The 15,054-nt window shown below is 47.7% G+C and carries 10 protein-coding genes; 8 read left to right on the forward strand and 2 right to left on the reverse strand.

The genetic code is table 11. The annotated features are described in order from the left end of the window. The first annotated feature begins 92 nt into the window (after positions 1 to 92). A complete protein-coding gene (locus tag FC82_RS01805; protein ID WP_056996038.1) occupies positions 93 to 1,268 on the forward strand; it encodes an aminotransferase class I/II-fold pyridoxal phosphate-dependent enzyme in 1,176 nt (391 codons plus the stop codon). A gap of 259 nt (positions 1,269 to 1,527) precedes the next feature. Here FC82_RS01805 and FC82_RS01810 read toward each other — a convergent pair whose 3' ends face one another. Continuing rightward, positions 1,528 to 2,439 (reverse strand): LysR family transcriptional regulator, encoded by a 912-nt coding sequence (locus FC82_RS01810; RefSeq protein WP_054758983.1) that lies wholly within the window; start codon positions 2,437 to 2,439, stop codon positions 1,528 to 1,530. A 216-nt stretch (positions 2,440 to 2,655) separates the two neighbouring features. Here FC82_RS01810 and FC82_RS01815 point away from each other — a divergent pair, with 216 nt between their 5' ends. From FC82_RS01815 to FC82_RS01830, 4 genes are all read left to right on the forward strand, one after another. After that, entirely contained in the window at positions 2,656 to 3,903 is a 1,248-nt protein-coding gene (locus FC82_RS01815) for an MFS transporter (RefSeq protein ID WP_054758985.1), read from the forward strand. Between the two features lie 470 nt (positions 3,904 to 4,373). Then, a complete protein-coding gene (gene ilvA / locus FC82_RS01820; RefSeq protein WP_056996039.1) occupies positions 4,374 to 5,642 on the forward strand; it encodes a threonine ammonia-lyase IlvA in 1,269 nt (422 codons plus the stop codon). 532 nt (positions 5,643 to 6,174) lie between these two features. Then, on the forward strand, positions 6,175 to 6,549 hold the full coding sequence (locus FC82_RS01825; RefSeq protein ID WP_054758987.1) for a zinc ribbon domain-containing protein: 375 nt from the start codon (positions 6,175 to 6,177) through the stop codon (positions 6,547 to 6,549). A gap of 256 nt (positions 6,550 to 6,805) precedes the next feature. Beyond that, positions 6,806 to 7,264 (forward strand): hypothetical protein, encoded by a 459-nt coding sequence (locus tag FC82_RS01830; RefSeq protein WP_054758989.1) that lies wholly within the window; start codon positions 6,806 to 6,808, stop codon positions 7,262 to 7,264. A gap of 334 nt (positions 7,265 to 7,598) precedes the next feature. Here the strand turns inward: FC82_RS01830 and FC82_RS01835 are convergent, their stop codons facing one another. Then, on the reverse strand, positions 7,599 to 9,248 hold the full coding sequence (locus FC82_RS01835; RefSeq protein ID WP_054758991.1) for a phytoene desaturase family protein: 1,650 nt from the start codon (positions 9,246 to 9,248) through the stop codon (positions 7,599 to 7,601). A gap of 184 nt (positions 9,249 to 9,432) precedes the next feature. On the opposite strand from FC82_RS01835, the gene FC82_RS01840 reads away from it, so the two are divergent. The 3 genes from FC82_RS01840 (at position 9,433) to FC82_RS01850 (ending at position 14,937) form a co-directional block, all read left to right on the forward strand. Next, positions 9,433 to 10,359, forward strand: a complete 927-nt coding sequence (locus FC82_RS01840; protein WP_056996040.1) for a LysR family transcriptional regulator — start codon at positions 9,433 to 9,435, stop codon at positions 10,357 to 10,359. 324 nt (positions 10,360 to 10,683) lie between these two features. Continuing rightward, entirely contained in the window at positions 10,684 to 14,118 is a 3,435-nt protein-coding gene (locus FC82_RS01845) for a pyruvate carboxylase (protein WP_056996041.1), read from the forward strand. A gap of 27 nt (positions 14,119 to 14,145) precedes the next feature. Then, entirely contained in the window at positions 14,146 to 14,937 is a 792-nt protein-coding gene (locus FC82_RS01850) for a biotin--[acetyl-CoA-carboxylase] ligase (protein ID WP_054758996.1), read from the forward strand. The last annotated feature ends 117 nt before the right edge of the window (positions 14,938 to 15,054 follow it).

Below are 15,054 nucleotides of genomic sequence, written 5' to 3' on the forward strand. Positions count from 1 at the left end.
AATTTGTTTTCTAATTTATTTACCATATAAGTCGCATCAACGTGGGACTTACGCGGTAACAACTAACTTATAACAGCAACGGAGGAACGCGTATGGACTTAAGTAAATTGAATCAGGATATCAGCAACGTGAAGCCATCAGTGCTGCGTCAGTTTGACCACGATATCAGTGCTGACCCGAAAATTGTTAAATTGACTCTTGGTGAACCGGACTTTAACGTGCCTGACCACATTAAGCAGGCAGCTATCAAGGCCATTGATAATAACGAGTCCCACTACCCTTATTTCTGGGGCGTTCAGGAACTTCGGGACGCAGCTTCTTCCTATTATCATGACAAATTCGGCTACAATTACACGTCGGACCAAATTGTGGTCTCCGTTGGTGCCACTGAAGGACTTGCCGCCACGTTCCACACGCTGTTTCAACCCGGTGACGCGGTCATTATTCCAACGCCAGCCTATCCCGTATACAAGTCCATGTCAGATGTGAACCACCTGCAGGCCTTGATGATCGACACCCGCGCAAACGGCTGTGTGCTGACCCCCGAACAGGTACAGCAGGCCATCGATGAGCACCCGGAACTCAACATCCGCGGTGTTGTGATCACCGACCCAAGCAACCCGACCGGTGCAGTTTACACGGAAGAACAACTGCACGCGCTGGTTCCTGTGTTACGTGACAATGAGATCTGGGTCATCAGTGACGAAATTTATGGTGAACTGACATACGGCGTGAAGCACTACACCTTGTCAAAATGGCTGTCAGACCAGACGATCGTTATCAACGGATTGTCTAAGTCCCACGCCATGACCGGCTGGCGGCTCGGCTTCGTCTTTGGCCCAAGCGGTGTCATTGACCTGATCGCCAAGTGTCATCAGTACCAAGTCACAGCAGCCACCTCCATCGTGCAGTACGCTGCCATTGAAGCCATGACAAACGGTGAAGAAGATGCCGAAGCCATGCGGGTCATTTACGAAAAACGCTGCAACTATCTCCGAACAGCACTGGGTAAACTTGGGTTGGATATTGTGAAACCCCAGGGTGCTTTCTACGTGTTCGTGTCACTACCGGATGCTTGGAAGGATGACAGTATGGCCTTTGCCAAGAAATTAGCAAAGGAACAACACGTTGGTGTCATTCCGGGCGCACCATTTGGTGATGACCACGCTATTCGAATCAGTTACGCTGCCAGTGATGAAAGCATTCATGCGGCCGTTGCTGGGTTAAAGGCGGTACTGGAAGATATCGGTGCGGTTCCTGTTGAATAGGGAAAACGAGCGACATAACCCGTTTAGATGATTCTTGGTTGTTACAGTTTTTTCGACCCAGTTAACTAGAAAACTTGATGAATATCGAACAGTAAACGAATCGTGACTAATAAAGTGGGACAAAGGCGATTTTGTTCCCAGAATTTAAGGCACCCTCAGCTAAAATTCAATTTGAATTTTAGCTGAGGGTGCCTTATTTAACCGAGAGCGACCGTTTGAATTGCACGCAATAGCTGGACAGTTTCAACACCGAACCAATTTAGCCGACACGCTGGTCTCCTGAATCTAAATCATGCGTCTGACAATACGCTTTAATAAAGGTGACCGCGCGCCGCAATCCTGGGTTGTGGTCGAGTTCGTTTGGGTACCCGATGAAAATACTCTGGGGCGGCACCATTTCTGCGAGTGGGAGCGCCTTTATCCCGTGGAACGATGTGACTTCGGTTCTCGGCAAGATGGCGTACCCGATACCCTGGGCCACAAATCCCAGCATGGTGCGGTCTTCCTCGAACACGATGGTTTGTTTTGGTGTGATATGTTCGGCTACCAGCAGGTTGTTGATGACTTTGCGGACACGGCTTTTCAGTGGGAATGAGAGCAGGGTTTCTCCGTCTAATTCGGTGAGTGAAACCTGGTGCCGTTTAGCCAGCGGGTGTTTATCACTGATGGCCACAACGAAATGCTGCTGGAGCACGGGGGTGTAAATTAAATGCGGATCGTTGTCAGACGGCAGTGTGCAGATGACAAGGTCGCAGCGTTGTGATTTGAGTGCCTGATGCAGTTCGTTGCTGCTTTTTTGGATGAACGTAAACTGGTCGTTGGGGTATGTTTGCCAGTAGTCGCTGATCATTTCTGGAATGAATTGCGACCCGAGTGAAAAGAAGAAGCCCAGACGGATAAGACTGGCCTGCTGTGGCCGTGTCTGAATGCGCTTTGTCCCACTTTCCAGTGAAGTCAGCGATTCGTTGACGTAGTAGTAAAAATCCATGCCCTGCGGCGTGACTTGGCTATTTCGACCGGATCTGTCAAACAGGGTGGTGCCGAGCTCCTTTTCTAGCCGGTGGATCGCATTACTGAGCGTGGGCTGGGCAACGTTTAAGCGGGTGGCAGCCTTCATGTAGCTGCCGCTTTCGACGATGGTTTTAAAATAGGTGAGTTGGTTGAGGTTCATGGCGGTGATCTTCTTTCATAGGAATTTGCTATGTATCACATTTATTATAGTAATGTTTTGCCAAAAAAACGACCTTTATTTTGGGGTTTCACATCACTTTGTGACTTTTGAAACGCCTATTTGGCAACGATAAAACGCTTTTTTAATTTAATGATGGCTGGTTGACCAGAATCTCGGTACACTCTGAGATGAACTTAAAACAAAGGAAGATTACCCATGATTGAAAACCGGCGCAAAGGCGTCTTAATTGTCTTTATTGGAATATTACTGAGTGCGTTGAACCTCAGAGCAGCGGTCACGTCGTTGTCGACGATCTTTGCCGTGGTCGCTAAACACGTAACGAGTTTTAACGTGACCGTGGCTGGAACGCTGCCACTGATTGCGTTTGCGGTCTTTGGACTGTTGGCCCCATTGTTGGTCCGCAAAATGAGTTATGAACTGGCGTTATTTGGGTCGATGATGCTCATCGCTGTCGGGCTTGGTACCCGTATTTTAATGCCGACCTTTGGCGGCTTTTGCGCGGCCACGGTCATTGCTTTAGCCGGCATGGCGTTCGGTAACACCCTGTTACCACCTTTATTCAAACGCTATTATCCGGACCGTATCGGTATCATTACTGCGATCTACTCCGTGGTACTGGCGGTTTCAGCGGGGATTCCGTCCATCATCTCAACCGATACCGCAACCACTCTAGGTTGGCGATTCAGTTTGGGCGTTTGGGCCGGCGTCGCGTTGCTGGCAGCCGTCCCGTGGCTGTTCCAACTCTTGCTGCACCGAGACCAGATGCTTGTTTTCAAAACAACCGGCGTCCATCATCAACGACAGCAGCGGTATGACTTGAAACTTACGCTGTCGGTGGCGCTGTTATTTGGCATCGGCGGCATGCTGCCGATGTACACCATGATCAACTGGCTGCCGACGTATTTGAACACGGTTCACTATTCGTCGCACAGTATCGGCATCATGATGTTTTTGTACAACATTCTCGGCATTTTTCACGCCATTATCGTGCCGATCATTATGGAACGGATGCGTCACCCATACTCGGTCGTAGTCTTCGCGGTGACCCTGCAGGTATCGACCTTTCTCGGTTTCTTGCTGCTGCCGCAGTACTCTTGGGTCTGGGTCGTGGTGGCAGCACCCGGTCAGTTGACGGTACCAGCGGCGTTTGAACTTTTCAACCTGCGGAGTAAAACCTCTGCTGGCGCCGCTTACCTCTCCTCAAGTGCACAGTTTATCGGGTATTTATTAGCTGCCATCGGGCCGGTGCTGTTCGGCAGTATTCACAGTGCGACCGGCGGCTATACTTATTCGTTTGTCTTTCTCATTATCATAAGTTTACTGACCCTGATTGCTGGCAAGAAAGCGACCCGACCCGGATTTGTGGAAGTGGCCACTCGTCCAGATCGCGTGCATGTGCGGAAACGACTGCGTGTCGTACACACTGCACATTCACATGCTTAAAATTTAGAACGGACTTTGTTTTGCCAATCAGTGCGGAATAAAGCCCGTTTTTTGTTGATTTTGCTATTTTATTGGGGATTTTAATACTGTCTAAACCCGCGTGAAATAAGGGTTGACAAGCGTTTTCAGTGTGTTAAAGTGATTAGAATTACAGCTTGAGAAAACTCAGACTGTAATGATAAAATGACGGCTTGCTGTCGCAACTGGAGGGACCTTTTTGGGAAATAAGCCGAGGTCGCAGCGACAGACTGGGTGGGGCAAAACATTCAGGCGCGGTCGTTTTCAATACAATACAACATAACGATAACTGGTGACCCAAATGGGGGGTTGCCGAATAACTACCATCGCAGTTCGGGTCGGGCACTCCATGTCTGGCAAGTGATGGGATTACATAGACTGAATTTCATGACTGACAGACATGCTCGAACCCGTTTTTGGCGGTGACCACTACGATAAGAGGATGTGATAATATGACAACAAATACAGCAGTACTGACTGATGACGCCGTTTTGAAAGCATACGAGGTGTTGAAGCCGATTGTAAGACACACGCCGTTACAGTTCAGCGCGTACCTGTCACAAAAATATGGCTGCAATGTGTACCTGAAACGCGAGGACTTGCAAGCTGTGCGGTCATTTAAGATTCGCGGTGCGTACTACGCAATCTCGCAAGTGCCGGTTGATGTACGGCAGCGCGGTGTCGTCTGCGCCAGCGCCGGCAACCACGCGCAGGGTGTCGCTTGGACCAGTGCAAAAATGGCCATCCCGGCAACCATCTTTATGCCGGTGACAACGCCAAAACAAAAGGTCGACCAAGTTAAATTCTTTGGCGGCGACAACGTGACTATTGAATTGACAGGGGACACGTTTGATGAAGCTAATTCAGCAGCGTTAGTCTTCTGTGAGCAACACAACCAGACCTTCATTGCACCGTTTGACGATTTAAACACCATGGCCGGACAAGGCAGCTTAGCTGTAGAGGTGTTTAACGATGCTGCCGAAAACGGCACTAACGTTGATTTTTTGTTTGCGGCGATCGGTGGCGGCGGTTTGATGAGCGGCATCAGTACCCACGCAAAAGCGGTGAGTCCGCAAACCACCGTAGTAGGTGTGGAACCAAGCGGTGCCGCGTCGATGGCAAAGGCCTTCGCGGTTGGTCATCCGCAAGCCCTGACCAGCGTGGATAAATTTGTGGACGGCGCGGCGGTTCAAAAGGTCGGTAGACTGACTTACGCGACCTGCCAGGACAACGTGGATCGGTTGATCGAAGTGCCGGAAGGACTGGTAAGTACAACCATTCTGGACTTGTACACGAAGCTGGCGCTGGTAGCGGAACCAGCCGGCGCGTTAAGTATCGCAGCGTTGGAGGTGTACAAGGACCATCTGGCTGGTAAAAATGTCGTGTGCGTCGTGTCTGGCGGGAACAACGACATCAACCGGATGCAGGAAATCGAAGAACGGTCCTTGATCCATGAAGGCCTGCAGCACTATTTCGTGGTCAACTTCGCCCAGAGAGCGGGAGCACTGCGCCAGTTTGTGAGCGAGGTGCTGAACCCGGATGATGATATTACAAAGTTTGAATACACAAAAAAGGTCAACAGCGCACAAGGTCCAGTACTAATTGGCGTAAGATTGGGCGAAGCGAAAAACTTGAATCAGCTGCTGAGCAGACTAAGTGACTTTGATGCGAATTATATTAATTTGCAGGAGAATCAGATGCTGTATAGGATGCTGGTGTAAAGAGCGTGGAAGGAGGCGTTTAGGGGGCGGAGTGTAACGGACTCTGGCGTAAAAGTCTGGGCCTGACTTTTGCGCCAGAGTCCGTTACACAGTAGCCCCCTGCCTCCTGGAACGCGTTTAGTCTCGAGGACAGTAGAAGACTAACCAAGGAGTGCCGACTGAAAACAGCACCGAAAATAGCTGCCAGCAAAGTACCCGAAATTCAAATAGGTCTCGAATAACGCACCAAAATGAAACTACAGACAATTAAACGCCACAAACAAAATACCACCCAAACTGGTCTTCCTCCCACTAACAATAGTGAAAAAAGGAAGGCCATTTTGTCGCGATAAAACAGTCCGCCAGCCAACTCCACAGCAAGTACTTCAACACGAAAAGATAGTCTCAAAACAGGGCCCAATCACGATACTTTCCTTTAAAAAAGCAGTACACTAAAGGTACTAAAATTCGGTTATCAAAGTACCAATCATCAAAGTTCCACACATCTATTATTCGAAATCTCGCAACTAATTTATTAGGAGGTTTCCTTATAATGACAACTTATTGTTTTAACTGCGGTTCTCAGGTAGATACCAGGGCAACCACATGTTTCTTTTGCGGTATTTCACTCAAACCGCAACAGCTCGCTCGTCGGCAACTTGAGGCGGCTTCACCTGAAACGCTTGCTACGCGGTATGTGCGCAGTAATGTCAAATTCGAAAAGGATATTCTGGGAGCGTTTCTTTTTGCGCACTCAGTTGCGGATTCACGATATTCAAAACGGGTGAGGCGGATCGTTAATCCGGATATCTGGTTTGCTTATAAGTACTTTCAGCAGCACGTTGAAGTAATCGTTGATGAGAAGGATGGCCTCATGCACGTCCGTTCGATTCGTTGTTACGATCAGTGGGGGAATCCTCTTGAATAAACGAAGCTGCTTTAAGCAGTCGCAAAATTATGTATCCGGTAACAATGCCCATTGTGAGTCGCAACTATTGCGGATCGCTTTAGGATTGTACCAAACGATTGATCATAGGCACTCGTTCATGCAGGTGATTCAGAGTTTACGTTATCTTGAAATTAAGTCTGCGTAGAATTTTCATTTTGGCATTGTTACGTGGTAGTGAAGACGTGGAAACACAATTCCAGCTCGGAAAATATCTAAATTGGTGGTGGCATTAAGTATGAGACAGCATTATCAAGAAAAAAGTACCCATTCAAATACTGCGTCCAAGGTCAAGATAACGTTTGAAAACGTTGAGGGCGTGACGATTTATTCAGACCAAATGTTTCTATCAGTGCAGGGCATAAAAACAAATCTGGTACTGAATCACGGACAAGCTTACGAAGTCAAAACGTGTGAGTCAATGGTCTTCGAATGCCCGTTTAGTGACATTCAGAACATTGATCCCGGATTAATGCAAAATGGTCAGTTTGCATTGCAAGATGATGAACCGCTGACGACTAAGGACCGATTGCTTGCCTTCGATGACATTGCTAACGTGACTTACGAAGGGCAACTAATTTACATGCCTTGGCAAGACGGGGATGAGGCTGGCGACACGAATGCGTTGCAGCACACTGAAACTGACGGGCAAAAGTTAGTGATTCGTATTAGTGAGGATAATGATGTGAAGGCATGATAAACTTTAAATTATCTTTAATGGTACTGACAAAATCACTTTAGCATGTCCAGTTTATCTATGATAAACGTGAAGTAACGGCTTTTCCCGAATAAATAAGGTACCTCAGGCATAATTTGTTTTTTGCCTGAGGTACCTTATTTTCTGGGAGTAAAATCGCTGTCTGACTACCTGCTTTTTACGATTATTTGATAAGTCATTTTAGAGAATAGAGCGACACAAATCAGAGACTTTCACAGAAGCGGACCATTTTACAAAACCCAAACCGGGATTTTATAAAATAGTCCGCTTCTACACTAGTTTTTAAACAGTATGTGTTGCTCTCTTCTTCAATCTAAACATTTTGTGAGGCACCAGTGTTGACGTCACTAGAACCGAAAGATTGAGTGCCCTTCAATACACCATCTGTTTCCATGGCTTTAACACAGCTAAATGGTGCACGCCCGTTATAACCAGGGCCAGGATGATTTGATGAATCGCAAAGATATAAGTTTTGAATTGGTGCTCGGAAGTTTGACATACCTTTAACCGGACGCATATCAAACATTTGATCGATTTGAACTGGTCCATGTGACCAAGCACCGCCCGTATTGTTGTACTCATTTTCAAAATCGACGGGTGACCAGACCTTGTAGTCGTCGATACAGTCACGAAAATCTGGCATGAACTTTTCGTAGTAGGCACAAATTGAATTAAAAATCTTTTCCTTTGTGGCTGCATAGTCTTTTGGCTGGGTGCCAATCGGCCATGACGGTGACGTACAGAACACACCTGAATAGTGACCTTCTGGCGCAAGACTCGGGTCTACCATGCTTCTAAATGAAATGCCACCGGAGACATATTTTGGAACTCGACCTTCTTTAACAGCGTCCCAATTGTCTTCAAATAATTCGCTTGACCCCATGTTCCAAACACTAAACCGCCAACCATCATGATTTAACTGGTCATAATCTTCAGTAAATGATGGCAACTTGTTGAAGGCGTAGTAGGATTGTGTGATTGTATCTGTGAAGTTGATTTCTTTAATGGATTTTGTTAACCACGAAGGTGTTGCGTCTTTACCAACTAATTTAATAAATGTTTGATAAGCATCGATACCGGATACAATGTTGTCTGCCGTAATTTCACGACCGTCGCTTAATTGAACGCCAATTGCTTTATTATTCTCGACTAGTATTTGGGAAACCTCAGCATTTTTAATAAGGTTGCCACCATGGGCAGCAAATGATTTTGCGAGGGCTTCTGAAAACGCACCAGTGCCGCCCTTGACCATCTTGAATTGGGAACCGGTAACGCCCTCACCTTCAGAAGGAGTCCCAAAATGGTATGCAAGAGTTAATGCAGAACCTGGGGTCATTGGACCACCGTAAAAGCCATCGGTACACATACTTGCGATATACCCACGGATGGGACCTTGTTTCCGCTTATCCGGGAAGAAACGGTCAGCTAATTCCATCGCAGTCCCGTACAGGAGTGTTCGCATATCTTGACGTTCCTCTGGTGTTTCCAGCGAGTTGATCAGCTCATCTGGAGAGGTTGGCTCGCCCGCAAATTCACGGGTTAATGCTGGTTGTAAACGATGCAGAAAGCCCATGAAGTCAGCAAATCCCTTGGCAGTTTCTTTGCCAAAGTTTTCCTCGATGTCCTGCATTGTTTCTTGCCCGTCATTGTACATCCGAAATACTGGGTCACCATAATTTTCAGGAAGTGGCAAAATTGCGATAACGTGCTCTGGATCCAGTAACTTCAGCCCGTATTTTTCCAATTCTAGAGATTTTAGTGTTTCTTGCATTTTTGCAAACATTAGGTACCACATGCCGCGGTTATGAGTATAACCAGGAAATTCGTGCGCGTTAGAAGCTAGCCCGCCAATGTAACTATTTTTCTCTAAGCACGCTACTTTTTCACCTTGTGCTTGTAATAGGCCAGCTGTTGTCAAGCCGTTTGGGCCACCGCCGATGACGATAACATCATAATCAGCCATATAAATCACCTCGAAATATTTTGTAAGCGTTTTTATTTAAACTAAGTTAATCATTGATCAATGACTTGACTCTAGTATTCCATGGATTCTGTCAGTTGTACATCGCCTATCCGGTCAAGTTTTTATGACCTATTTGTGATATGGTAATCAATATGAGTAAGCATTGGAAAGTAGGCGATTCTTGATGAACGAAACTGACAATAATTTAAGGCAATTTTTATTGCTGATTCATAAAACGGGTAGTATTTCTCAAACAGCAGAACAGTGCCATTTTAGTCAGTCGTATATCAGCAAGGTAATCAAGAACTTTGAAGTGGAATTCGGAACACCTTTAATAAATCGAAACAAACATCCTTTGACGCTAACGTTTGCTGGTTATGAATGCTTAGAGAATTTAAAACGGCAACAAGAACTTCAAGTGAACTTAAGACAACAGATGCGATTGTTATCTGAAGAACACCTGCATTTGTTGACGATTTGCTGTGATCCATCTGTAGGCCACGGTTGGTATAGTCAAATATTGAAACAATTTTATTTGCTTCATCCACATGTGACAGTTAAGGCGATTCAATTAAACTATAAGGATGCGGTTCAGTTAGCACAGAGTAATTCTGTTGATGTTGTTTTAGATACGGAAGTCCATAATGAGCGATTCGCTTATCAGTCTTTAGGAATTGTTCCAATTTATTTTTTGATTCCTAAAAAATCAGCGGTATATCAGGCAGGGGTTCTTTGGCGTTCATTTGATACGTTGACGCTAAGTCAGTTGAGTAATCAGCCGTTAATTACAACCAATTCAAAGGCATCTTCACAGATTTTATTTGATCAGTTTCTGGAACGAAATAATGTTGTCATGAATCATATTTTGGAGGTCAACAATAACCAAACAGCGACTGAGCTTGCATTAGGTCAAGTAGCAATATCGTATTGCTCACCGACGATCCTGAAAGCAATCCCACACGATCGACTTCAGGACATCAACATTGTAGAAGTACCATTGAGTAAATTAACGTACAATTTTGGAATCAATATAAGAAAAGAACTATCAAAGATACCTGAGGTTGATGACTTGATATTAACTGTGCAGCAGACTTTCAGGAAATTACTATAATTCGGTTTGAATTGGCGAATGTAATGCGGACGGGCAGGATCCCTGAACAACATCTCAGGCGACCCTGCCTTTTAATCTGCACCAATCACATATATAAACTAATATATCCACACATAAAAGACTTTTATTAAAATCTGATAAAAATTAATGGAATATCCCCTGATAATAGGCTATCATTAGCACCATAGAAGTCGTTACTGGACTTTTGTTTTATAAAAATAACACCATATATTTAATAAATGGCAAATAAAAGCCATTGCATTGATATTTGGTTCACAAACTATTGTTGGTTGCTACGGAATTTGACGCAAAAGAGGTTGCCCTATGAAGAAAATTTTGATTGCTAACAGAAGTGAGATTGCAACGCGGATCATTCGGGCCTGTCATGAGTTAGGCCTGACTGCCGTTGCGATTTACGCAAAGGAAGACGCACTGTCAGATCACCGCTTTGAAGCGGATGAGGCTTATCAGGTCGGCGCTGGCGACCAGCCAGTCGCTGCGTACTTGGACATGGATGATATTATCCGCGTGGCCAAGGCGCACGACGTGGACGCAATTCATCCCGGCTACGGGTTCCTGTCCGAAAATGCCGCCTTCGCGCGCAAATGTGCTGACGCTGGCATCACCTTCATCGGGCCGAAACCTGAGCAGCTCGATATGTTTGGTGATAAGGTGACCGCAAAACAGGTGGCGACTGATGCTGGTGTTTCGACGATTCCCGGAACGAAGGAACCCGTTGCTTCCTATCAAGAAGCTGCTGAATTTGGCGCCACCCACGGTTTTCCAATTATGCTGAAGGCGGCTATGGGCGGTGGTGGCCGCGGGATGCGGGTCGTTGATAAACCGGAAGACTTGAAAGAAGCGTTTGAACGGGCCAGTTCTGAAGCCACGCAAGCCTTTGGCAGCGGCGAAATCTATCTTGAAAAACTGCTGACGCACCCTAAGCACGTGGAAGTTCAGGTTATCGCTGACCAGCACGGACACACCATGCATCTCTTTGAACGGGACTGCTCCGTTCAACGCCGGAACCAGAAAATGATTGAATTTGCGCCAGCTGTTGCGTTACCGCAGGCGTTACGAACTGAAATTTGTAACGCAGCGGTTAAACTGATGGCCAGTGTTCACTATGTGAACGCGGCCACCGTTGAATTTTTGGTCGAAGACGGCAAATATTACTTCTTGGAAGTCAACCCGCGGGTTCAGGTGGAACATACCGTAACAGAACTGATCACGGGCATCGATATTGTCCAAACGCAGATCAAGATTGCGCAGGGCCAAGACCTCTACGCTGATATTCATCTGCCAAAACAGAATGAGCTTACCTATAACGGCGCGGCGATTCAATGTCGGGTGACCACCGAAGATCCAGCCAACGACTTTATGCCGGATACGGGAACAATCGTTTCCAGCAAGCTTCCTGGCGGCAACGGTGTTCGGCTGGATGTCGGCAGCGTGTTCAATGGCGCTGTGGTGACGCCCTACTTTGATTCCCTGCTGGCCAAAACTTGTGTCCACGCGGCCGATTTGCCGACCGCTGCACGTAAGATGACGCGGGCACTAAATGAGTTTAAGATTCAGGGGGTCAAAACGAACGTGCCGTACCTGCGCAACGTGATGGCACACCCCACGTTCCAGGCTGGCGAGGCCAACACCCACTTTATTGGGGACAATCCCGACCTGTTTAACTTCAAACAACCTGCGCACGACCCAGCCAAACTAGTGCAGTATCTCGCCGATGTGACGGTCAACGGCTTCAGCGGCGTGCCGAAGCGGGCTGAAAAATACTATCCTGAAACGACCTTTACCGATGACTTTGCCGCCATTCCAGCCGGTGTTGAAACGGCCAAGGATGTGCTGGACCGCGATGGCGTGGACGGCGTCAAGGATTGGTTACTGCACCAGGATAAAGTTCTGCTGACCGACACCACCATGCGTGACGCCCACCAGAGTTTGTTTGCAACGCGGATGCGGACTAAGGATATGCTGACCGTTGCAGAGGCGACCCAGAAGGCGTTACCGCAGTTGTTCTCGTATGAAATGTGGGGCGGCGCAACGTTTGATGTGGCATACCGTTTCTTAAACGAAGATCCGTGGGCACGACTCAAACAGTTGCGTAAAGCCATGCCGCGAACGCTGTTTCAGATGCTGTTTCGTGGCAGTAATGCCGTTGGTTACCAAGATTATCCCGACAACGTCATTCAGGACTTTATTGCGGAATCGGCGAAGAACGGTATCGACGTTTTCCGGATTTTTGACAGTCTGAACTGGCTGCCGCAGATGGAAAAGAGTATTGAAGCGGTAAAGGATGCCGGTAAGATTGCCGAGGGCACCATTTGTTACACGGGTGACATTCTGGATCCGTCCAGACAAAAATATAATTTAGCATACTACAAACAATTAGCGCTGAACCTGCAGTCAGCGGGATCTGATATGCTGGCAATCAAGGATATGGCCGGCGTTTTGAAGCCCCAGGCGGCTTATGAACTCGTGTCAACGCTGAAGGATGCACTGGATATTCCCGTACACCTGCACACGCACGACACGACCGGGAACGGCGTGGCAACCTATGTTGCAGCCACCAAGGCCGGTGTCGATGTTGTTGACGTGGCGGCCAATGCGTTTTCAGGTACCACCAGTCAGCCGTCAATGGGCGCGACCTACTACGCATTATCAGGTAACGACCGGCAGCCGGATGTTGACATTGATAACGTGGAAAAAATCAACCGTTACTGGGAAGGCGTACGGCCGTACTACACCGACTTTTCAAACGGCGTGACCGGTGCCCTGACCAACATTTACCAGACGCAGATGCCTGGCGGGCAGTACTCCAACCTGCAGCAGCAGTCCAAGTCGCTGGGACTTGGCGATAGTTGGGCAACTGTTCAAAAGACCTATACCGCAGTCAACGACATGTTTGGCGACATTATCAAGGTGACGCCAAGTTCCAAGGTGGTCGGGGACATGGCACTGTTTATGGTGCAGAACAAGCTGACCCCGCAGGACGTTTACGATAAGGGCGATACGCTGGACTTTCCAAAGTCGGTGATCGACTTCTTTGCGGGCGACATCGGTCAACCAGCTGGTGGCTTTCCAGAGAAACTGCAAAAGATCGTGCTGAAGGGTCGCGAACCGTTGACGGTCCGACCAGGAAGTTTGGCGAAACCAGCTGACTTTGAAGCCACTGCAACTGAATTGGCCGGCAAATTAAAACGGACACCGACACATTTGGAAGTGTTGAGCTACCTCATTTATCCGCAGGTCTTCTTGGATTATGAGAAGCGCTATACGCGGTACGGGGATGTGTCTGTTCTGGATACGTCGTCGTTTTTCCAAGGCATTCGCGAGGGCGAAACGGTCACCATTGAGACTGAACCGGGGAAAACACTCGTTGTGAAATTAAATACGATCAGCGCGCCTGATGCTGATAACGTGCGGACGCTGTCGTTTAACGTCAACGGCCGACTGCAGGAAATCACCATCAAGGACGTGACGATCAAACAAGCTGCCGCGGCAACCTCGTCGAAACCAAAGGCGGATGCCGCTGATGTGAACCAAATTGGCGCCACTCTGAGCGGCTCCGTTGTCAAGGTGCTGGTCAAGGACGGCCAAAAGGTCCAAGCCGGCGAATCGCTGATCGTCACGGAAGCCATGAAGATGGAGACCACAATCCAGGCACCGAAGGCCGGAACTGTGAAACAGGTCAGCGCAACCGTTGGCGAGACCATTGAAAATGGGGACCTGTTAGTGGTATTGTCCTAGTTAAAGCTGATTATCGGAGGTAAGCCAATGCCAGCAATCAATAACCCGATCGTTCTAGCCAAAATTCAGTCGTTTCTCGCGCCAACGGTTGCGGTGCACCTGCATACGTACGCTGAGGTGGGGTCGACAAATGTTGAAGCCAAAACGTTTGCGCGAACGAGTCAAACAAATGAGATCCAAGCGTTTATCGCAGAACAACAGTCGGCCGGCTACGGGCGGTCAGGGCGCAAGTTTTACTCGCCTGAGGGTACCGGTATCTATATGAGTCTGTTGTTGCCGATGGCGCGAATAGCGGATTTTAACGTTGGGTTGTTCACCACCGGGGCGGCTGTCTCAGTTGTGGATGCGTTGCAGGTCAGTTTTCCGAAAACGGTGTTTCAGCTGAAATGGGTCAACGACATCTACGTCAACCGCCAGAAATGCTGCGGGATACTGGCTGAACACTTTATGGCAGCCGGTCGGGACTACGTTGTTTTGGGCATCGGTATCAACGTGACGACGGCGAACTTCCCCGCTGATATTGCACGGAAAGCTGGCGGTATTCAAACTGAGGGTGGTGCGGTTGACCGTAACCGAATCGTTGCAGATGTCCTGTCAGCATTTTGGCGGATGTACCCAACGTATCAAAACGGCGGTCATTTGGCTAAGTACCGGGACTTGTTTATGTTGAAGGACTGCACGGTTCGACTGACGGTTGGCAACGATAGCGTGGTCGGCACCGCGTTGACCGTGGCGGATGATGGCGGTTTGGTGATTGAAACCACTGACGGGACGATTCGAACGTTTCGGAGTGGGGAAGTGACTAAGGTCAATTTTTAGTTTCGTGATGAGACGATTTTCAATCTGAAGCTTGATTCAACAGTTTGAAAGGGCCAATAAAATACCAAATAGCAAAAAAAGAAGCAACCACAAATCGATTAGGAATTGTGGGTGCTT

This window comes from Secundilactobacillus collinoides DSM 20515 = JCM 1123, assembly GCF_001435975.1.
Classification (GTDB): domain Bacteria; phylum Bacillota; class Bacilli; order Lactobacillales; family Lactobacillaceae; genus Secundilactobacillus; species Secundilactobacillus collinoides.